The organism is Mycolicibacterium brisbanense, assembly GCF_001570425.1.
GTDB lineage: Bacteria > Actinomycetota > Actinomycetes > Mycobacteriales > Mycobacteriaceae > Mycobacterium > Mycobacterium brisbanense.
Map to the genome: position 1 here is coordinate 159,751 of NZ_BCSX01000039.1, position 18,780 is coordinate 178,530.

At 67.7% G+C, this 18,780-nt stretch carries 20 protein-coding genes; 12 read left to right on the forward strand and 8 right to left on the reverse strand.

What is annotated here, in order from left to right; translation table 11 throughout:
- Window position 1: 1 nt before the first annotated feature.
- Window positions 2-1,024: a YncE family protein gene (locus RMCB_RS21665; protein ID WP_201028328.1), complete on the reverse strand. Its 1,023-nt coding sequence runs from the start codon at window positions 1,022-1,024 to the stop codon at window positions 2-4.
- Window positions 1,025-1,138: 114 nt separating this feature from the next.
- Here RMCB_RS21665 and RMCB_RS21670 point away from each other — a divergent pair, with 114 nt between their 5' ends.
- From RMCB_RS21670 to RMCB_RS21695, 6 genes are all read left to right on the forward strand, one after another.
- Window positions 1,139-1,450, forward strand: coding sequence for a hypothetical protein (locus RMCB_RS21670; RefSeq protein ID WP_029368313.1), 312 nt, complete (start codon window positions 1,139-1,141; stop codon window positions 1,448-1,450).
- A 45-nt stretch (window positions 1,451-1,495) separates the two neighbouring features.
- Window positions 1,496-2,326 carry an undecaprenyl-diphosphate phosphatase gene (locus tag RMCB_RS21675; RefSeq protein WP_062830533.1) on the forward strand — a complete coding sequence of 277 codons (831 nt, stop codon included), beginning with the start codon at window positions 1,496-1,498 and terminating at the stop codon, window positions 2,324-2,326.
- 25 nt (window positions 2,327-2,351) lie between these two features.
- A complete protein-coding gene (locus tag RMCB_RS21680; RefSeq protein WP_062830418.1) occupies window positions 2,352-3,023 on the forward strand; it encodes a histidine phosphatase family protein in 672 nt (223 codons plus the stop codon).
- Window positions 3,024-3,058: 35 nt separating this feature from the next.
- Window positions 3,059-3,646, forward strand: coding sequence for an Rv2134c family protein (locus RMCB_RS21685; RefSeq protein ID WP_029368310.1), 588 nt, complete (start codon window positions 3,059-3,061; stop codon window positions 3,644-3,646).
- A complete protein-coding gene (locus RMCB_RS21690) occupies window positions 3,630-4,466 on the forward strand; it encodes an Rv2133c family protein (protein ID WP_062830419.1) in 837 nt (278 codons plus the stop codon). Before RMCB_RS21685 ends, RMCB_RS21690 begins: the two co-directional genes overlap by 17 nt.
- A gap of 170 nt (window positions 4,467-4,636) precedes the next feature.
- Window positions 4,637-5,554: a TIGR03619 family F420-dependent LLM class oxidoreductase gene (locus RMCB_RS21695; protein ID WP_062830420.1), complete on the forward strand. Its 918-nt coding sequence runs from the start codon at window positions 4,637-4,639 to the stop codon at window positions 5,552-5,554.
- Between the two features lie 22 nt (window positions 5,555-5,576).
- On the opposite strand, the gene RMCB_RS21700 is transcribed toward RMCB_RS21695, so the two are convergent.
- Together RMCB_RS21700 and RMCB_RS21705 are read right to left on the reverse strand one after the other, a co-directional pair.
- A complete protein-coding gene (locus tag RMCB_RS21700; RefSeq protein WP_062830421.1) occupies window positions 5,577-6,254 on the reverse strand; it encodes a DUF6891 domain-containing protein in 678 nt (225 codons plus the stop codon).
- A gap of 6 nt (window positions 6,255-6,260) precedes the next feature.
- Window positions 6,261-6,647, reverse strand: coding sequence for a DUF2628 domain-containing protein (locus tag RMCB_RS21705; protein ID WP_062830422.1), 387 nt, complete (start codon window positions 6,645-6,647; stop codon window positions 6,261-6,263).
- A gap of 131 nt (window positions 6,648-6,778) precedes the next feature.
- On the opposite strand from RMCB_RS21705, the gene RMCB_RS21710 reads away from it, so the two are divergent.
- The 3 genes from RMCB_RS21710 (at window position 6,779) to RMCB_RS21720 (ending at window position 9,794) form a co-directional block, all read left to right on the forward strand.
- Window positions 6,779-7,537, forward strand: a complete 759-nt coding sequence (locus RMCB_RS21710; RefSeq protein ID WP_062830423.1) for a 3'(2'),5'-bisphosphate nucleotidase CysQ — start codon at window positions 6,779-6,781, stop codon at window positions 7,535-7,537.
- A 121-nt stretch (window positions 7,538-7,658) separates the two neighbouring features.
- On the forward strand, window positions 7,659-8,897 hold the full coding sequence (mshC, locus tag RMCB_RS21715; protein ID WP_062830534.1) for a cysteine--1-D-myo-inosityl 2-amino-2-deoxy-alpha-D-glucopyranoside ligase: 1,239 nt from the start codon (window positions 7,659-7,661) through the stop codon (window positions 8,895-8,897).
- 21 nt (window positions 8,898-8,918) lie between these two features.
- Window positions 8,919-9,794 carry an SDR family oxidoreductase gene (locus tag RMCB_RS21720; protein ID WP_029368302.1) on the forward strand — a complete coding sequence of 292 codons (876 nt, stop codon included), beginning with the start codon at window positions 8,919-8,921 and terminating at the stop codon, window positions 9,792-9,794.
- Window positions 9,795-9,801: 7 nt separating this feature from the next.
- Here RMCB_RS21720 and RMCB_RS21725 read toward each other — a convergent pair whose 3' ends face one another.
- The 4 genes from RMCB_RS21725 to RMCB_RS21740 form a co-directional block, all read right to left on the reverse strand.
- Window positions 9,802-10,641 (reverse strand): DeoR/GlpR family DNA-binding transcription regulator, encoded by an 840-nt coding sequence (locus RMCB_RS21725; protein ID WP_029368301.1) that lies wholly within the window; start codon window positions 10,639-10,641, stop codon window positions 9,802-9,804.
- 77 nt (window positions 10,642-10,718) lie between these two features.
- The gene (locus tag RMCB_RS21730; protein WP_062830535.1) at window positions 10,719-11,768 is read right to left on the reverse strand and encodes a substrate-binding domain-containing protein; all 1,050 of its coding nucleotides are present in this window, start codon (window positions 11,766-11,768) and stop codon (window positions 10,719-10,721) included.
- A gap of 52 nt (window positions 11,769-11,820) precedes the next feature.
- A complete protein-coding gene (locus RMCB_RS21735) occupies window positions 11,821-12,837 on the reverse strand; it encodes an ABC transporter permease (protein ID WP_062830424.1) in 1,017 nt (338 codons plus the stop codon).
- 29 nt (window positions 12,838-12,866) lie between these two features.
- Window positions 12,867-14,390 carry a sugar ABC transporter ATP-binding protein gene (locus tag RMCB_RS21740; protein WP_062830425.1) on the reverse strand — a complete coding sequence of 508 codons (1,524 nt, stop codon included), beginning with the start codon at window positions 14,388-14,390 and terminating at the stop codon, window positions 12,867-12,869.
- A gap of 144 nt (window positions 14,391-14,534) precedes the next feature.
- On the opposite strand from RMCB_RS21740, the gene RMCB_RS21745 reads away from it, so the two are divergent.
- Genes RMCB_RS21745 through RMCB_RS21755 form a run of 3 tightly spaced genes read left to right on the forward strand, consistent with a single transcriptional unit; the run spans window position 14,535 to window position 17,532 of the window.
- A complete protein-coding gene (locus RMCB_RS21745; RefSeq protein WP_062830426.1) occupies window positions 14,535-16,277 on the forward strand; it encodes a dihydroxyacetone kinase family protein in 1,743 nt (580 codons plus the stop codon).
- Complete coding sequence (locus RMCB_RS21750) at window positions 16,277-16,744, forward strand: ribose-5-phosphate isomerase (protein ID WP_036425718.1); 468 nt, start codon at window positions 16,277-16,279, stop codon at window positions 16,742-16,744. Before RMCB_RS21745 ends, RMCB_RS21750 begins: the two co-directional genes overlap by 1 nt.
- A 17-nt stretch (window positions 16,745-16,761) precedes the next feature.
- The gene (locus RMCB_RS21755) at window positions 16,762-17,532 is read left to right on the forward strand and encodes a GolD/DthD family dehydrogenase (protein ID WP_062830536.1); all 771 of its coding nucleotides are present in this window, start codon (window positions 16,762-16,764) and stop codon (window positions 17,530-17,532) included.
- 67 nt (window positions 17,533-17,599) lie between these two features.
- Here RMCB_RS21755 and RMCB_RS21760 read toward each other — a convergent pair whose 3' ends face one another.
- Window positions 17,600-18,478: a PAC2 family protein gene (locus RMCB_RS21760; protein ID WP_029372971.1), complete on the reverse strand. Its 879-nt coding sequence runs from the start codon at window positions 18,476-18,478 to the stop codon at window positions 17,600-17,602.
- Between the last annotated feature and the right edge of the window lie 302 nt (window positions 18,479-18,780).

Genomic DNA, 18,780 nt, shown 5'->3' on the forward strand with positions numbered 1-18,780 from the left:
GTCATCCCCCCGCGCGCGGGATCACCTGCACGCCCGCTCCCGAGCCGGACACCACATACAGCGTGCCGGACTTGTCGTCATAGGCCAGGGAGTTGGGTTGCTGCACGGTTCGATAACGCACCTTTTCGACGGGAATGCCGGTGTCAAGATCGTAACCAATGACAGTGTTGTCGGCGGTCTGTGACACCCAGGCCAGCCGTGATGTGCCGACCAGCCCGTACGGCGCGGCCCGCACCGGGTAGCGCTGACGCATGATCAGCGGGTCGGTACCGAACACCAGCAGTTCGTCGCCGCGGGTGTCGGCGACCAGGACCCGGCCGTGGGGATCGACGGCCATGGTGGTGGCGCCGTCGCCGGCTCGCAGCGCCTGCTCGGCCTTGGTGCCAGTGACGTCGACCTCGGTGACCGAGGTCTGGCCGCGGTCCAACACCACCGTGGTATTCCCCTGGGTGGCAAGCTCATCCACCCGAGCGAAGATCTTCAGTTTGGCGCCGACGGTGTCGGGGGAACTCAGGGTGTAGACCGCGCCGTCGGCGCTGCCGAGTACCGCTTTGCCGTCCGCCCGCAACGCGATCGCGGTGAAATCGGTGTCCTGCTCGCCGGCGACGGTGACTTTGGTCGCCTTGCCCGCCGCGATGTCGACGCGGAAGTACCCGCCCCGCGTCGCGAGGAGGATCCCGCCGTGGCCGTCGGCAGCCATCGTCGATGCCGTCGCGGGGAGCAGGACAGTGCGCGGCGGCTGGGTCCCCGCCACGAGAGTGACCATCGACTGCCCGTCGGGCCCGGGCCCGAGGACGGCCAGGATGGCCGTTGCTGGATCGAACACCGCGGACTGTGCACGGCCGCCGACCGGGCGGACTTCGCCGTCGGGGGCGCCCGTGACCGGTGGCGAAACCGCGGCCTGGGCGGGTTCGATGGTCGGTGGCGGAGCATCGGCCGGGTTTGACGAACAACCCGGCGCGAGCAGCAGTGCCAGTGCTGCCACGCCAGCACGAATCGGCTGACCTGCAGGGATTAGGCGCAACGGATGGCTCTCGTTCGGGGCGGATGGTTGACCGACCAGTCTATGCACCACCGCAGCGGGCGATTGGACGCGTCTCGCGCACGTGCTTGCATAAGCAAGAGTATGGTGCGAAGCATGACCCTCGCCGCAGACCGGGAACCGGGGTACCAGGAGTTTGCTATCGAGGACATTTCCACGGGTGTCCACGCCAGTGGATTTGGCCAGGTCGGTGACGGCCGTACCTTCTCCTTCCACATCGAACGCGGGCAGCTGATCATCGAGGTGTACCGGCCGCGCTTGTCCGGGCCGGTGCCCGCTGAAGAAGACGTGGTGGCGCTCGCCAGCCGCAAGCTGACCGACATCGATCTGACCGACGAGCGCAGCCTGTCGGCGACGGTGCGCGACGCGGTCGCCGACGCGCAGCCGGTACCGCGACTGGGGCGCTGACCGAACCCCCACGGTACGGTCGTCGTCGTGATTGACGTGCCGGCGATGTCGTGGCTGCAAGTTGTCGTGCTGTCGATTGTGCAGGGGCTCACCGAGTTTCTTCCGGTCTCATCGTCCGGGCACCTCGCGATCACGTCACGACTGTTCTTCCATGACGACGCAGGAGCCTCGTTCACCGCGGTCACCCAACTCGGTACCGAACTGGCGGTGCTGGTCTATTTCGCGCGGGACATCTGGCGGATCGTCAAGTCCTGGTTCAACGGGCTGTTCGTCGCCGCGCACCGGGACGCCGACTACCGCCTCGGCTGGTTCGTCATCATCGGCAGCATCCCGATCGGCGTGTTCGGGTTGCTGTTCAAGGAGGAGATCCGCACCGGCGCACGCAATCTCTGGCTCGTCGCGTCGGCACTGATCGTGTTTTCGGCGGTGATCGCCGCGGCTGAGTATTTCGGTAAGCAGACACGCCAGGTGGAGCAGCTCACCTGGCGGGACAGCGTGGTGGTCGGCCTGGCGCAGTGCCTTGCGCTGGTGCCGGGCGTGTCGCGATCGGGGGCGACGATCAGCGCGGGACTGTTTCTCGGGCTGGACCGCGAACTGGCGGCCCGGTTCGGATTTCTGCTGGCCATCCCCGCGGTGTTCGCGTCGGGGCTGTTCTCGTTGCCCGACGCGTTTCATCCGGTCGGCGAGGGCATGAGCGCCAGCGGTCCGCAACTGCTGGTGGCGACGGTCATCGCCTTCGTCGTCGGCTTCGCCGCCATCGCCTGGTTCCTGAAATTCCTCGTGTCCCACAGCATGTACTGGTTCGTCGGTTACCGCGTGGTGGCCGGCGCGGTGGTGCTCGTGCTGCTGGGTACCGGGGTACTGGCGGCCCAATGATCAAGTGCATGCGCGAGGAGCTGATATGACCGTCATCCTGCTGCGGCACGGGCGCTCGACGTCGAACACTGCCCAGACGCTCGCGGGCCGGTCGGAAGGCGTCGACCTCGACGAGCGTGGCGTCGAACAGGCCGAGGCCGTCGTCGGCCGGGTAGGTGAGCTGCCGGTGCGGGCGATCGTCCGGTCGCCGTTGCTGCGCTGCGAGCGGACGGTGCAGCCGCTGGCCGCTGCTCTCGGCGTCGAGCCGATCGTCGACGAACGACTGACCGAGGTCGACTACGGCGCGTGGACCGGCCGCAAGATCGGCGAGCTGGTGAAAGAACCCCTGTGGGGCGTCGTGCAGCAACAGCCCAGCGCCGCGGTGTTCCCCGACGGGGAGGGGTTGGCGCAGGTCCAGGCCCGCGCGGTGGCCGCGATCCGGGAACGCGACCGTGAGCTGGCCGCCGAGCATGGCGGCGACGCGCTGTGGGTGGCATGCACCCACGGCGACGTGATCAAGGCGATCCTTGCCGATGCGCTCGGCGTGCACCTCGACGGCTTTCAGCGCATCACCGCCGATCCGGCGTCCATGAGCGTGATCCGCTACACCGACATGCGCCCATTTGTCGTGCACATCAACCACACCGGTCCGCAGCTGAGCGCTGGGCTGGCTGCCAAACCTGCCACCGATGCGGTGGTCGGCGGGTCCACTGACTGACCGTTGGTGCTCCAACCGGTATTTTGGAAGGTGCCATGGCCCGCGCAATTCACGTCTTCCGCACTCCCGACCGCTTCGTGGCCGGGACCGTCGGTCAACCCGGTAATCGGACCTTCTACCTGCAGGCTGTCCACGACAGCCGGGTGATCTCGGTGGTGCTGGAGAAGCAGCAGGTCGCGGTGCTGGCCGAACGCATCGGGGCCCTGCTGCTGGAGATCAACCGTCGCTTCGGCACCCCCATCCCGCCCGATACCGGCGAAGTGGCCGACCTGCGGCCGCTCATCACGCCCGTGGACGCGGAGTTCCGCGTCGGCACCATGGGCCTGGGCTGGGACTCCGAAGCGCAGACGGTGGTGGTGGAACTGCTGGCGGTCTCCGATGCCGAGTTCGATGCATCGGTGGTGCTCGACGATGCCGAGGAGGGCCCCGACGCGGTGCGGGTGTTCTTGACGCCCGAGTCGGCGAGGGAGTTCGCGACGCGGTCCAACCGGGTCATCTCTGCCGGCCGGCCGCCGTGCCCGCTGTGTGACGAGCCGCTGGACCCCGACGGCCACATCTGCGTACGTACCAACGGCTACCGGCGCGGTGCCATCGCCGGAACCGACGATGACGCCGAGGGCTGACGGCGAGCCGGACTCCTTTGACCTCGATGAGGCGTTGGCGGGCGGCGAACTCACGGTCATCGGTCGGATCCGTTCGGCGAGCAACGCCACCTTCCTGTGCGAGGCGCAACTGCGGGACGCTGTGGTCCACTGCGTGTACAAACCGGTGCGTGGCGAGGCCCCGCTGTGGGATTTCCCCGACGGCACACTCGCAGGCCGCGAGGTGGCCGCGTATCTGGTGTCGGTGGCGCTGGGGTGGAACATCGTGCCCCAGACCATCATTCGTGATGGACCTGCAGGCATCGGGATGGTGCAGCGCTGGGTGGACCAGCCAGGGGACGACGACGGCGAAGTCCCCGAGGCCGCGCTCGATCTCGTCGATCTGGTGCCCGCGGGCCGTGTGCCACCCGGATACATGCCGATCTTGCAGGCCTACGACTACGCCGGCGACGAGGTGACACTCGTGCACGCCGACGACCCCCGGCTGTATCGCATGGCGGTCTTCGATGTGCTGATCAACAATGCCGACCGTAAAGGTGGGCACATCCTGGCCGGCGTCGATGGAAAGGTCTACGGCGTCGACCACGGTGTCAGCCTGCACCACGAGGACAAGCTGCGCACCGTGCTGTGGGGCTGGGCGGGCAAGCCCGTGGACGACGACACGCTGGCCGCGGTGGCGACCTTGCGAGACCGGCTGGCCGGCGGCCTGGCCGAACAACTGTGCGACCACATCACCGACCGCGAAGTTTCCGCACTGCGCGCCAGAGTTGCTGGGCTGCTGGACAATCCGGTGATGCCGACGCCGGACCGGCGCAGGCCGATCCCGTGGCCGGCGTTCTAGGGGCTCCGTTGAGCGACGGCCCCGGCGCGTCGGCCTGAATTCGGGTAGCCGGTTACTCTGCCCGCCCGCGCAACGCGAGCACAGACTCAGGCTATGGAACAGATCTTCGCCCGTCGGGTCGTGCGGCGACCGCTGACGTGCCGGCGCGGCGCGGCGGAAGGACGGCAACGATGCAGCTGATGTTTGTCATGCCCCACACCATGGAACTTGCGGCGTTGACCCAGCCCTGGGAGCTCACCGTTTCGGGGGCTGACCAGACCTGGATGGCCAAGCGGGCCGAGGAGCTCGGATACTCGCTGCTCGCCGTCCCGGAGCATTTCGTCGTGCCGCGCACGCACGTCGAACTCACCGGACCGCACTACTTCCATTCCACGGTCGCCCAGGCGTATCTCGCAGGTGCGACGCGGAGTATCCGGCTGAACACCTGCGCCACGCTCTTGCCCGTGCAACACCCCATCGTCATGGCCAAGGCGTTGGCGACTGCGGACTGGATGAGTGGCGGACGTATCGGCGTGACATTCGGCATCGGCTGGGATGCAGAGGAATTCCGCATGCTCGGGGTGCCGTTTCACGAACGGGGGCGGATGGCCGACGAGTACCTCGCCGCCATCATCGAACTGTGGACCAGCGAGTCGCCGAGCTTCGAAGGCAAGTATGTGTCGTTCGACAATGTCGCGTTCCAGCCCAAGCCCGTGCAGCGTCCGCACATCCCCATCTGGATCGGGGGTGACGCCGACCGGGCGCTCGAACGGGCGGCCAGGTTCAGTTGCGGTTGGATGCCATTCCTCACCCAACCCGATGACTTTCCGGCGAGAATCGACTTCATCAAATCCCAGCCGACCTATGACGGTCGTCCGTTCGAAGTGGTGTACGGCCTGGGCACCTCGCTGATCGGCGAAGGCCATGTGGTCAACGACGATCCGACCCAGCGTCCGGGCATGAGTGCGGGCGAGATCATCGACAAGCTGGGGCGGTTCGGTGAACTGGGGGTGACGACGAGCAGTGTGCCGATACCACCGGTGCAAGACGCAAGCGCGTACCTGGATTACGCGCAGTGGGTCATCGAGGAGATCGCGCCCGCTGTCTAACGTCGTCGGACCATACGCGAAATCACTGGCCGGGCAGCGGCTTACGCCATTCGCGGACGTTGACCTCGATACGGTCGTGCCTGGACCCGGACCACGTGGTCGCCAGCCCATAGTGGTTGGCCAACAAGACGATTCGCTCACCGAGCAGGGTCTCGGTGCGGTCGGTCATCTCTTCGGCCGCCGATGTGTCACCGGCCGCAGCGGCGCGCATCAGTGCCTGCGGTAACGCCGGGTGCGGGCGAAAGGCGCTGTAGCCCAAGTAGAGCACGGGGTCGGGATCGCCGAGCCGGACGGCGTCCTGCTCGTGGAAGAAGGTGTACGCCCACTCGCGGAAGCGATACCAGTCGTTCGGATCGGGGTTGGGTGTCCGTTCGTCGTCGATGTCGTGCGTCGCGCATGTGGTGCAGCACGAAAAGCACATCCGGGCCAGGATGCCTTCCGACTCCAACTGGGTGAACAGGTACTGCAGCCGCCCGTAGTCGCCGGTGTCCTGCCACGCCGCCTGTTCGGAAAGCCTTTGGCCCCACATCGATTGCAGCAGCGCCGTGGCCTCCTCGGGCGTCACCACCCCGGAATCGTCCACCCACGCCGTCACCCAGTCGAGCAGCTCGTCGAACTCCCAGAAGCCCGCGACCAACCGCGTGCGGATGAAACCGCTGAGCTCGTCGAGATCGCCGGTGTCCCAGTCGAGGATTCGCATCGCCGGCTACCGCTTCCGGCCGAAACCCTCGAAGAGATTCCACGACTGGCTACCTCTGGTCACATGCAGGTAGTACGCGTAGTTGGCGGTGCTCATCGCGACCGAGGCCACGGCTATGCCTGCGGCGCGGCCGACGCTGTCGGGCACGTCGAGTACCACGAGCACCACCGAAAGGGCCATCGCAAGGCCGAACAGGGTAAGGCCCTTGCGCCACATGCCTTTGACGAAGAAGTAGATGGGGCCGAAGAAGAAGGCCGGAAAGTTCGAGCCGATGCGGAACTTGGTGCCGAACGGCAGTGACCGGTAGGCCGCCTTGGATTCCGGCGATGAGTTGGGCAGGCCGTAGACATTGAAGAAGTCGAATCGCCTTTGCCAGGCGGGGGACAGGGTCATGCTCGGGGTTTGCTCGGTCACCCGATGAATCCTAATGGTGCCGGCGGCCCGGCTTCGCCACGCGATCGGCGCAACCACCACGGCCCAACCCCGATTCGAGGTCCGTCCCGCGCACCAGTCAAACTGACTGGATGCACTCGACCGATGCCGACCTGGCCGCTGCCGTGGCCCAGGAGGCCGGCGAGTTGTTGCTGGCCGTGCGTGAGGAGATCGGTTTCTACGACCCGTACTACCTGGGCGACGAGGGCGATCTGCGCTCCAACGCCCTGATCCTGGACCGGCTCGCCGCGGCCCGGCCCCAGGACGCGGTGCTCAGCGAAGAAGCTGTCGACGATTTGGCGCGGGTCGATGCCGACCGCGTGTGGATCGTCGATCCCGTCGACGGCACGCGCGAGTATTCGCTTCCGGGTCGTGAGGATTGGGCCGTGCACATCGCGCTGTGGCAGCGCCACCGAGCGGGCGGTCCTGGGCTGACCGACGCGGTGGTGGCGTTGCCGGCCCGCGGCGAGGTGTACCGCAGCGACACCGTGCAGCCCCCGCCGCCGCGCCGGGACGGCCCGATCCGGATCACCGCCAGTACCAACCGGCCGCCGCCGGTGCTGTGGCGGATGCGCGAGCGGCTGGACTTCGAGCTGGTGCGGATCGGTTCTGCCGGGGCCAAGGCGATGGCTGTGGTCCGTGGCGATGTCGACGCCTACATCCACGCCGGCGGGCAGTGGGAATGGGATTCGGCCGCCCCGGCCGGTGTGGTGCTGGCAGCCGGGCTGCACGCGTCCCGGCTGGACGGGTCCACGCTGGTCTACAACCGCGCCGACCCCTACCTGCCGGATTTCGTGATGTGCCGCCAGGAGCTGGCCCCGATCCTGCTCGAGGCGATCGGCGCGGCGTGATCGAAAAGGCGGGAATGGATCTGCGTTCGGCGTTGTCTGTCTGGTGTGAACCGAGGCTGTCTTCGGTGACCCGACCGACCGGGGGAGACCCGTGCTGACCGAGCACCCTAAAGTCGAAGCCATGCAGTCTTGGCCGGCGCCGAACATCCCTACCCTCCCGGGGCAGGGTCCTCAGCTGCGCCTTTATGACACCGCAGACCGGCAGGTCCGCCCCGTCGCGGCGGGGCCGACGGCCACCATGTACGTCTGCGGCATCACGCCCTACGACGCTACGCACCTCGGCCACGCCGCAACCTATCTGACGTTCGACCTGGTGTATCGCCTGTGGCTGGACGCCGGGCACACCGTGCACTACGTGCAGAACATCACCGACGTCGACGACCCGCTGTTCGAGCGGGCCGCGCGCGACGGCCTGGACTGGCGTGCGCTCGGTGACCGCGAGACCCAGCTGTTCCGCGAAGACATGACGGCGTTGCGCGTGTTGCCGCCGCACGACTACGTGGCCGCCACCGACGCGATCGGCGAAGTGGTGGAGGTGGTCGAGAAGATGCTCGCCTCCGGTGCGGCGTACGTGGTCGACGATCCGCAGTACCCCGACGTCTACTACCGGGCCGACGCCACCGTGCAGTTCGGCTACGAATCCGGATACGACCGCGAGACCATGCTGCGCCTGTTCGGCGAGCGTGGCGGAGATCCGGACCGGGCCGGCAAGGGCGACGAGCTCGATGCGCTGCTGTGGCGCGCGCACCGGCCCGGCGAGCCGAGCTGGCCGTCTCCGTTCGGGCCGGGCCGTCCGGGCTGGCATGTGGAGTGTTCGGCTATCGCGTTGAGCCGCATCGGCACCGGCCTCGACATCCAGGGCGGCGGCAGCGACCTGATCTTCCCGCACCACGAGTTCTCGGCGGCGCATGCCGAATCCGTCACGGGCGAGCGCAGATTCGCGCGCCACTACGTGCACGCCGGCATGATCGGCTGGGACGGGCACAAGATGAGCAAGAGCCGCGGCAACCTGGTGCTGGTGTCCCGGTTGCTCGCCGACGGCGTCGACCCGGGTGCCATCCGCCTCGGGTTGCTGGCGGGGCATTACCGTGCCGACCGGTACTGGAGCCAGCAGGTGCTCGACGAGGCCAACGCCCGGCTGGAACGTTGGCGGCACGCCACGACCATGCCCGGTGGCCCGGATGCAACCGACGTGATCGCGCGGGTTCGGCAATATCTCGCCGACGATCTGGACACCCCGAAAGCCCTTGCAGCCCTTGATGGTTGGGCTGACGACGCGATCGGTTACGGTGGGCACGATCCGAGCGCACCACGCGCAGTGGCCACCGCGATCGACGCGTTGCTGGGTGTGGAGCTCTAAACAGGGCGGTACGTTGGCGGCATGAGTTCAGTCAACGGCAAGGTCGTCTTCATCACCGGTGGTGCTCGCGGGGTCGGCGAGGAGGTGGCCCGCCGCCTGCGCCGCAAGGGCGCCAAGCTGGTACTCACCGATCTCGACGAGGCCCCGCTCGCCGCCCTGGCCGCCGAGCTGGGTGAGGAACATGTGCTGACCGCCCTGGCGGATGTGCGGGACCTGCCTGCCATGCAAAAGGCTGCGGACGCCGCCGTCGAGCGGTTCGGCGGCATCGACATCGTGGTCGCCAACGCCGGCATCGCCAGCTTCGGCTCGGTGCTTCAGGTGGACCCCGAGGCGTTCAAGCGCGTCATCGACGTCAACATCGTCGGCGTCTTCAACACCGTCCGCGCCACGTTGCCCGAGGTGATCAAGCGCCGCGGCTACGTGCTGGTGGTGTCTTCGCTGGCGGCCTTCACCTCCGCGCCGGGGCTCGCGGCGTATCACGCCTCCAAGGCAGGCGCCGAGTATTTCGCCAACACACTTCGGCTGGAGGTCGCCCACCTCGGTGTCGATGTGGGTTCGGCCCATATGAGCTGGATCGACACCCCGTTGGTGCAGGACGCGAAGTCGGATCTCTCGACGTTCCGCGTGATGCTGTCGAAGATGCCCGGGCCGCTCAAGCAGACCACCACGGTCGACAAGTGCGGTGCGGCGTTCGTCAAGGGCATCGAGGGCCGCAAGAGCCGCATCTACTGCCCGGACTGGGTCGGCCTGTTCCGCTGGATCCGCCCGGTGGTGGCAACCCCGTTGGGCGAGCGCGATATTCGCAAGTTCACTCCCGAGCTGCTGCCGAAGCTGGATGCCGAGGCCGCCGCGCTCGGCAGGTCCACGAGCGCGCGCACCGAGGCGCTGGAGAAGTAGCCGCGGGCTACAGCGCGGACGCGCCGATATCGGGGGCGACCACGACGTTGACGCCGTCGAGGCGCAGCGCGCGGATCTGGTCCTCAGGGGTGCGGCTGTCGACGATGACGGTGTCGAAGTCGCTCAGCGGGCCCAGGGCATGCAGTGCGCGGCGCTCGAACTTGGAGTGGTCGAGGTAGGCGATGCGGGTGCGCGCCGATTCGAACATCGCGCGCTTCACCAGGACGGTGTCGTGATGTTGGTGAAAGCAGATGCCGTCGGTGACGGCGGAGGTCGACATGATGAAGACGTCGGCCCGGATGTTCCGCAGCGCGGTGAGCGTCAACGATCCCATGTAGGCCCGGCACCACGGGTAGTACTGGCCGCCGAGCGCGATGACGTTCAGGCCGGGCTGGTTGAGCAGAGCGTCGAGCGCCGACTGGAAGTTGGTGATGACGGTCAGCGGCTGACGCTCGGGCAACTGGCTCACGAGATGCAGCCCCGTGGTGGAGTCGTCGATGATCACCGACTGCCCGGGTTCGATCATCTGTAGCGCGGCGTTGGCGACGGCGTGCTTGTCGGCGACGTTCTGGCGGGCGCGGAACTCGGTGCTGGCCTCCGACAGGGTGCTCGGCATGGCCGTCGCGACCCCGCGGGTCTTGCGGATCAGCCCCTGGGTGGCCAGGGTGTCCAGATCGCGGTGCACCGTCATCAGGCTGACACCGAACGCGTCGGGCAGATCTTCGATCTTCACCGATCCGGCGGCCATCACCATTTCCAGGATGGCCGCGCGGCGTTCGTTCGGTCCCGCCGGAGGCTCGGCCTGTCCGTCGCGGTGCGACCGACCAACACCCGCTGGGTTCGGCATCGGGCCTCCTGTTCTGTCATACGGACGGGACGCGCCCCGCACGCCCCGTCCGTACCTTACTTAGACGCTGATCGCGGTCACGGTTGGTTGAGCTTCTCGTTGGAGAGATCACCCGAGGCCAGGTTCTGGGCGACCAGCGCAGGAAGCTGGGCGAGGAAGGCGTCTTTGCCCGTCACCACGTTCTGGTAATACTGGTCGACGTTCTGCGGCGTCACGGGCGGCATCTTGTAGACGTAGCTCTTCTCGACCGGCTCGCCCTTCGCGGCGCGCTGTGCCACCGCGATGCCCTCGGCCATCTCGACTCGGCCGTGCTGCAGGGAGGTGCCGATGAACTTGCCGCTCTTGACCGCCTCGAGGCCGTCCTGGATGCCGTCGATGCCGACCACGGGCACCGACTTGCCCGCCTCCGAGAGCGCCTGCACGGCACCGAGGCCCATGTCGTCGTTCTCCGAGACGATGCCGTTGATCTGGTCACCGAAACTGGAGATCCAGTTCTTCGTCTTGTTGACCGCCTCGTCGCGCTTCCAGTTGGCGGTGTCGATGGCCAGGATCTTGATGCCGGGGTACTTGGTCAGCGTGTCCTTGATGCCCTTGGTGCGGTCGAGTTCGGGGGAAGATCCCAGCGGGCCCTGCAACACCACGATGTTGCCCTTGCCGCCGAGCTTGTCGGCCATCATCTGCATTTCCTGGGCCCCGGCGGCGACGTCGTCGGGCAGCACGGAGGATTTCAGCGCACCCGAATCGGCCAATGCGGTGTTCACGGCGATCACCGGAATGTTGGCGGCCTTGGCCGAAGCCATTTGCGGCGCAAGGGAATCCGCCTGTACGGGGACGATCACGATGGCGTCCACCTTCTGGTTGATCAGCTGGTCGACCTGGCTGGCTTGGGTCGAGACGTCGCCGCCCGCGGAGTTCCACACCAGGTCGATGTTGTTGGCCTTGGCGTAGGCCTCGGCGCCTTCCTTGCCCTGGGTGATGAACGAGGACATGTCGTAGACGGTGACGCCGACACGTGTCGACGGCTGGCCGTTCTTGGCGCTGGGATCACCTGCGCCACAGGCGGCTACGGACACCATGAGGGCGGGAACCGCTGCCGTCACGAGCATGCGGGTCAGTCTGCGGGACATCGGGGTGGTGCCTTTCTGTAAGTGGATGAGGTTGGGGTGCAAGCTTTTCGGGTCAACTGCTGCGTCTGCGCACGGCCCACACGTCGACCGCGACCGCCGCGACGATCAGCACGCCGCTGATGACCTTCTGCCAGTAGGCGGGCACGACGAGGATGTCCAGGCCGTTGTTGAGGGTCTGGATCAGCAGCAGGCCCAGCAGGGTGCCCCAGACCGATCCGCGGCCGCCGAGCAGGCTCGCGCCACCGATGACGACGGCGGCGATGGCGGCCAGCTCATAGCCGGACCCAAGATTGGGCGGGCCGGAGATGACGCGGGAGGACAGGATGACGCCCGAGAGCCCCGCGAGTGCACCGCTGAGGGTGTACACCGCGACGAGGATCTGCCCGGATTTCACGCCGGCGACGTCGGCCGCGGTCCGGTTTCCACCCACGGCGTACACCCGCACCCCGAAGGAGGTCTTGCGCAGCACCAGATACGAGACGATGAAGCCGGCGATCATGATCAGAACCGGCAGCTGGACGCCGAACAGCGTGGTGTTGGCGATCTTGCCCCATTCGCCGGGCAGCCCGTTGATCGGCGCCCCGCCACCGATCACGTAGGCCAGGCCCGAGCCCGCCGTCAGGGTGCCCAGTGTCGCGACGAACGGTGCCACCCCCAGCTTGCTGACCACCAGCCCGTTGAGCAGGCCGATCAGCAGACCCACCACGACCCCTGCCACGAGTCCCAGGAAGATCCGGTCGGGATGGCCGACCACCACCGAGGACGCCGTCATCGCACTGACCGCGATCACGCTGCCGACCGACAGGTCGATGCCCCCGGTGAGGATCACGAAGGTCTGCCCGAGGGCCACCAGCGCGAACGGCGCGGCGGCCACCAGGATCGTCAGCGCGTTGTCCGGCGTGGCGAACCGGACGCTGCGGTAGCTGAAGTACGCCATCACGAGCAGCAGCACGATCACCATCGAGTTGCGGATCGCGAAGTTGGTGAGCCAGGCCCGGTCGAAGCGCCTGGTATCCCGCACGGCATCCGCGGGCGGAAGCTTGTTCGCCTGGTCGGTAGCGGTTGACATGGTGTCCTCTCGAGGGGTCGGCGACGCGGTCACGCGACTTCGTCTTGTTGGGGGGCTTCCTGGCCGCTGGCGTAGCGGAAGATGCGTTCCTGCACGTCGTCGGCATCGAGTTGGGCGCGGGACAGTTCCCCGGCCACGCCGCCGCTGCGCATCACCAGCACGCGATGGCTGAGCCCGATGAGCTCGGGCATGTCGGAGCTCACCAGGATCACCGTGAGCCCGTCGGCGGCGAGATCGCGGATGATGGTGTAGATCTCGCCGCGCGCGCCGACATCGACGCCGCGGGTGGGTTCGTCGAGCAGCAGCACCGAGCAGTTCTGGGTGAGCCAGCGGGCCAGTACGATCTTCTGCTGGTTGCCGCCGGAGAGGTTGCCGACGAGCTGGCCGAGGCCGCTGGACTTGAGCCGTACCGACGCGGTGGCGTCGGTGACGGCCGACGAGCGCTTGCGGTTGCGCAGCCAGCCCGCGGAGGCGAATGCGCCCAGATGCGGCAGGCTGCCGTTGTCGAGGACCGACTGCGTCAGCACCAGACCGGCGCCTTTGCGGTCCTCGGGGACCAGCGAGATGCCCGCGCGGATCGCATCGCCCACGCGGCCGCGGTGGACCGTGCGGCCGTTGACGTCGATGGTGCCCGCGACGGAGCGCCGGATTCCGAAGATGGCTTCGACGATCTCGCTGCGTCCGGCGCCGACCAGGCCGCCGAGTCCGAGGATCTCGCCTTTGCGCACCTCGAGATCGACGGCGGGGCCGTCGGCGTGCAGTTGCAGCCCACGGACGGACAGGCCGATTTCGTCGCCTGCGGGAGTGATGGGCGGAAAGAGGTTGTCGAGCTCGCGGCCGATCATCGCGTGCACGATGCCGTCCGGCGTGGTGTCGGCCAGCGGCGCGTTGAGCACGAGCTGGCCGTCGCGCAACACCACCACGTGGTCGGCCAGTTCGGTGATCTCGGCCATGCGATGGGTGGTGTAGAGCATCGCCACCCCCTGCTTCTTGAGCCTGCGGACCACGTCATAGAGGCGCTCGACCTCGCGGTCGGGGATCGCCGAGGTCGGCTCGTCGAGCAGCAGCACCTTGGCGCCCCACGTGGTGGCCTTGGCGATCTCGACGAGCTGCATGAGTGCGATCGGCAGATCACCCATGCGGGTCTTCGGATCGACGTCGACCCCGAAGGTGCCCAGCATCTCGCGGGCCTGCCTGACCATGCCGCGCCGATCCAGGGTGCGGAACTGGGTCTTGAGTTCCCTTCCCACGAACAGGTTTTCGTAGATCGTCAGCTCGGGGTAGGGCGCGAGTTCCTGCGGCACGATGCCCACCCCGAGGCTGCGGGCGAGTTTGGGGTCGGCGTGCTGCAGTGCCACGCCGTCGACGGTGACCTCGCCCGAGTCGGCCTTGAGCTGCCCGGTGACGATCTTCATCAGCGTGGACTTGCCCGCCCCGTTCTCGCCCGCGAGCACGGTGAGCTCGCCGGGGTGCAGGTCGAACGACACGTCACGCAGCACCGGCACGCCGCCGAAGGCCTTCGCGACGTGGTCGACATGTAGGGCGGTGGCCATACCTGCTCCTCTGATCTCGGATTTGAGAAAGATAACAACGACGATGCGAACTATCAAGGGATTGACATTAGAAATCGCATCAATCATGTTATAAATCGAGTGAGCGGACGCACACACGCATCCGCGTGAGCGAAGGAATCAGCGGTGACGAAACTGTACGACGACCCACGCGCGTTCAGTGACGACCTCCTGGAGGGGTTCGTCGACCTGCACGCCGACCGTGTACTCAAAGTCGAGGGCGGGGTGGTGCGAGCCGCCGAAACGCCCGGGAAGGTGGCGGTCGTCGTCGGCGGCGGCTCGGGCCACTATCCGGCGTTCTGTGGCGTTGTCGGAACAGGTTTCGCCGATGGGGCGGTAGTGGGCAACGTGTTCACCTCGCCGTCGACGCAGGAGGCGTACTCGGTCGGCCGGGCCGCCGAAAACGGTGCCGGGCTGCTGTTCAGCACCGGCAACTACGCCGGCGACGTCATGAACTTCACGCTGGCCCAACAGCGGCTGCAGCAGGAGGGCATCGACACCCGCGTCGTGTTCGTCACCGACGATATTGCTAGCGCACCCGTTGAGGAAATTCACAAGCGGCGTGGGATCGCCGGTGACTTCGTCGTGTTCAAGATCGCCGGCGCCGCCGCTGAGGCGGGCTACGACCTCGACGGTGTGGAACGCGTCGCGCGTCTGGCCAACGACCGCACCCGCACGCTCGGCGTCGCGTTCGGCGGCTGCACGATGCCGGGCGCCGACACGCCGCTGTTCACCGTTCCCGACGGCCGGATGGGGGTCGGGCTGGGAATCCACGGCGAGCCCGGCATCGACGAGGGCGATCTGCCCCGCGCCGCGGATCTGGCCCGCCGGCTCGTGGACGGCGTGCTGGCCGAGGCCCCGGGCGACACCAACCGCGTAGGGGTGATCCTCAACGGACTCGGCGCCACCAAGTACGAAGAGCTGTTCGTGGTGTGGCGCACCGTGGCCCCACTGCTGCGGTCGGCCGGCTACACGCTCGTCGATCCCGAGGTCGGAGAGCTGGTCACCAGCCTCGACATGGCCGGCTGCTCACTGACTTTGGTGTTCCTCGACGACGAGCTCGACGAGTTGTGGCGGGCCCCCGCCGACACGCCGGCCTACCGAAAGGGCGTCGCGACTGCGGCCACCGCCGCACCACGACGCGTCGTGACAGCGGCCACGGTGACCGAAACCGAGGCCGTCGAGGTGTCGCAGGCATCCCGTCGGTGCGCGCAGAACGCCACCGCAGTCCTGGCGGCGATGGCCGCAGCGATCGAGGATGCCGCCGACGAACTCGGGCGCGTGGACGCGGTCGCGGGTGACGGTGACCACGGCCGCGGCATGGTGAAGGGCACCTCGGCGGCGCTGCAGGCGGCCGAGCTCGCCGATGGCTCCGGTGCGGGGGCGGCATCCGTGCTGACCGCGGCGGGGGAGGCGTGGGCCAGCCAGGCCGGCGGTACGTCGGGCGTGCTCTGGGGTGCCGCACTGGCCGCGCTCGGTGCGCGCCTCGGCGACGACGCCGACACCATCGCGCCGTCCGATGTCGCGGCGGCGGTGCGGGCCGGATTGGAGGCCATCACCACCCTCGGCAAGGCCTCCGTCGGTGACAAGACCATGCTCGACGCGCTGGTCCCGTTCGTGGACCGCCTCGAGCGCGAGACCGCCGCGGGCGCCGAGCTGGCCGACGCGTGGGCACGGGCGGCGGCCGACGCCGAGCAGGCCGCACAGGCCACGGCCGATCTGAAACCCAAAGTGGGGCGGGCACGTCCGCTCGCCGAGCGCAGCCTCGGCACGCCCGATGCAGGAGCCCTGTCCTTGGCCCTGTGTGTCCGGACCGCGGCAGCGGTCTTGGCCCAGGCCACGGCAGACGACACAGTGAGGAGCAAGTGATGAGCGGTCTGCGGATCGTCGTCGGCGCCGATGACGCCGGCGTGGACTACAAGGACATTCTGCGGCGCGATCTGGAGGCCGACGAGCGCGTCGAGTCGGTCGTCGACGTCGGCGTCGGCACCGACGAGCACACGGCCTACCCGCATGTCGCGGTCGCTGCGGCCCGCATGGTCGCCGAAGGCAAGGCCGATCGCGCGCTGCTGGTATGCGGCACCGGTCTCGGCGTGGCCATCAGTGCCAACAAGGTGCCGGGAATCCGGGCCGTCACCGCCCACGACAGTTTCTCCGTCGAACGCTCGGTGCTGTCCAACAATGCGCAGGTGCTGTGTTTCGGACAGCGCGTCGTGGGGATCGAGCTGGCGCGCAGACTGGCCAAGGAGTGGCTCGACTACCAGTTCGACCCGGAGTCCGCCTCGGCCGCCAAGGTCGACGCGATCGCCGGGTACGAGCCGGCCCCCGACTGCTGACGAGCGAGGAGATGACCATGAGCACCACCGATCCCGTTGTCGACTTCGACTTCTCGCTGACCGGCAAGGTCGCCGTCGTGACCGGCGGAGCCTCAGGTATCGGCGCCGCCATCGCCGGGGCCTACGCCGTCAAGGGCGCGTCCGTCGCGATCCTGGACCTCTCGGGTGATGCCGCCACCCAGCGGGCGCGTGAACTCGGGGACGGCCACGCGGCTTTCGCGTGTGACGTCAGCTCCGCGGAATCGGTCGCCGACGCGGTCGAGGCGGTCCGGGAACGCTTCGGCCGCATCGACATCCTCGTCAACTCGGCCGGGGTCGCGCTGCTGGCGCCCGCCGCCCAGATCGACGTCAAAGCCTGGGACAAGACCATCGCCATCAACCTCACGGGCACCTTCCTGATGTGCCAGAAGGTCGGGGCCGTGATGCTCGAGCAGGGCTACGGACGCGTGATCAACATGGCGTCGCAGGCGGCGAGCGTCGCCCTCACCGACCACGTCGCGTACTGCGCTTCGAAATTCGGCGTCGTCGGCGTGACGAAGGTGCTTGCCTCGGAGTGGGCGGGCCGCGGTGTCACTGCCAACACCATCAGCCCGACCGTGGTGCTGACCGATCTCGGCCGCGCGGCGTGGGAGAACGAGAAGGGCGATCGCCTCAAAACCCAGATCCCCACCGGGCGGTTCGCCTACCCCGACGAAATCGCCGCAGCCGCAGTCTTTCTCGCATCCGACGCGGCGGCGATGATCAATGGGGCCGACCTGCTGGTCGACGGCGGATACACCATCCGCTGACGACGTCGAACGGCCGGTTGTGACACGTCGTCGATCGCGTGGCGCAACTGGCCACTCGGCCGCATGCCTACCGGCCGCGCCTGCGCAGGTAACGCTCGAACTCGGCTGCCAACGCGTCACCGTCGATCTTGCCGAGCACTTCGTGCATGTCGACCTCGGCGTCGCCGCGCTCTTCCAATGACTGGACGTACTCGGCGATCTCGTCGTCCTCGGCCGTCATCTCGGTGACCGCCTGCTCCCACTCCTCGGCGGCCGCGGGCAGATCGGCCAGCGGCACCTCGATGTCGAGTACGTCCTCGACGCGGCGCAGCAACGCCACGGTGGCCTTGGGGTTCGGTGGCTGCGACACGTAATGCGGCACCGCCGCCCAGAACGTCACCGCCGGGATGCCCGCCTGTACGCACGCGTCCTGGAACACCCCGGCAATGCCCGTCGGCCCCTCGTAGCGCGTCTCCTCCAGCCCGAAGAACTTGGCCGACTCCGACGAGTAGGCAGCACCCGATACCGGGACCGGCCGTGTGTGCGGCGTGTCGGCCAGCAACGCGCCGAGGATCACCACGGTTTGCACGTTGAGCTTGTCCGCGATGGCCAGCAGCTCGGCGCAGAAGGTGCGCCACCGCATGTTCGGCTCGACGCCGTGCATGAGCACCACGTCGCGCTCGCTGCCCGGTGGTCGGCAGTGGGAGATGCGCATCGACGGCCACACCAGCTCCCGCGTCACGCCGTCGATCTGCCGGATCACGGGTCGGTTCACCTGGTAGTCGTAGTAGGCCTCGTCGTCGATCTCGACGATCGGTTCGGCTTCCCAGATCGCATCGAGGTGGTCCAGCGCGTCGCTGGCCGCGTCACCGGCGTCGTTCCATCCTTCGAACGCCGCCACGACGATGGCGTTCTGCAATTCGGGCAGGTCGGACGGCCTACCTCCGCTCGGATACGACGGTGTCACACTGTCAGCGTAAGCCCTGGGTGGGGGCGAAGAGTGCCTTGTCGCCGTGGGTCATCTCGCGCCGCTGAGCCGGTCGCGTCAACCAGCAGGTTGCATAGACCAACTACCCTGTTGATGTGAATGCTGGTGACCGTCGCGCCTATGACACCGATCGGATGGACACCGTGTCGCCGTGTGTGGTGGGCAACGGTGCCGTCGACACGAAATACGTGCGCTTGCAATCTGGTTAGGCCCGGTGACGACGACATTGCCGACAAGATCCCTGAGGTGCCGCTCAAAAGCGAGTGACGCCAAGAGGGTCG

Bases quoted from the DNA above. Each gene is read 5' to 3' on its own strand.
- RMCB_RS21735 (WP_062830424.1), bottom strand. From the start codon at position 12,837: ATGTCAACCGCTACCGACCAGGCGAACAAGCTTCCGCCCGCGGATGCC.
- RMCB_RS21725 (WP_029368301.1), bottom strand. From the start codon at position 10,641: ATGCCGAACCCAGCGGGTGTTGGTCGGTCGCACCGCGACGGACAGGCC.
- RMCB_RS21670 (WP_029368313.1), top strand. From the start codon at position 1,139: ATGACCCTCGCCGCAGACCGGGAACCGGGGTACCAGGAGTTTGCTATC.
- RMCB_RS21675 (WP_062830533.1), top strand. From the start codon at position 1,496: ATGTCGTGGCTGCAAGTTGTCGTGCTGTCGATTGTGCAGGGGCTCACC.
- mshC (WP_062830534.1), top strand. From the start codon at position 7,659: ATGCAGTCTTGGCCGGCGCCGAACATCCCTACCCTCCCGGGGCAGGGT.
- RMCB_RS21720 (WP_029368302.1), top strand. From the start codon at position 8,919: ATGAGTTCAGTCAACGGCAAGGTCGTCTTCATCACCGGTGGTGCTCGC.
- RMCB_RS21680 (WP_062830418.1), top strand. From the start codon at position 2,352: ATGACCGTCATCCTGCTGCGGCACGGGCGCTCGACGTCGAACACTGCC.
- RMCB_RS21750 (WP_036425718.1), top strand. From the start codon at position 16,277: ATGAGCGGTCTGCGGATCGTCGTCGGCGCCGATGACGCCGGCGTGGAC.
- RMCB_RS21700 (WP_062830421.1), bottom strand. From the start codon at position 6,254: ATGCGAATCCTCGACTGGGACACCGGCGATCTCGACGAGCTCAGCGGT.
- RMCB_RS21755 (WP_062830536.1), top strand. From the start codon at position 16,762: ATGAGCACCACCGATCCCGTTGTCGACTTCGACTTCTCGCTGACCGGC.
- RMCB_RS21685 (WP_029368310.1), top strand. From the start codon at position 3,059: ATGGCCCGCGCAATTCACGTCTTCCGCACTCCCGACCGCTTCGTGGCC.
- RMCB_RS21695 (WP_062830420.1), top strand. From the start codon at position 4,637: ATGCAGCTGATGTTTGTCATGCCCCACACCATGGAACTTGCGGCGTTG.
- RMCB_RS21740 (WP_062830425.1), bottom strand. From the start codon at position 14,390: ATGGCCACCGCCCTACATGTCGACCACGTCGCGAAGGCCTTCGGCGGC.
- RMCB_RS21710 (WP_062830423.1), top strand. From the start codon at position 6,779: ATGCACTCGACCGATGCCGACCTGGCCGCTGCCGTGGCCCAGGAGGCC.
- RMCB_RS21690 (WP_062830419.1), top strand. From the start codon at position 3,630: ATGACGCCGAGGGCTGACGGCGAGCCGGACTCCTTTGACCTCGATGAG.
- RMCB_RS21730 (WP_062830535.1), bottom strand. From the start codon at position 11,768: ATGTCCCGCAGACTGACCCGCATGCTCGTGACGGCAGCGGTTCCCGCC.
- RMCB_RS21705 (WP_062830422.1), bottom strand. From the start codon at position 6,647: ATGACCCTGTCCCCCGCCTGGCAAAGGCGATTCGACTTCTTCAATGTC.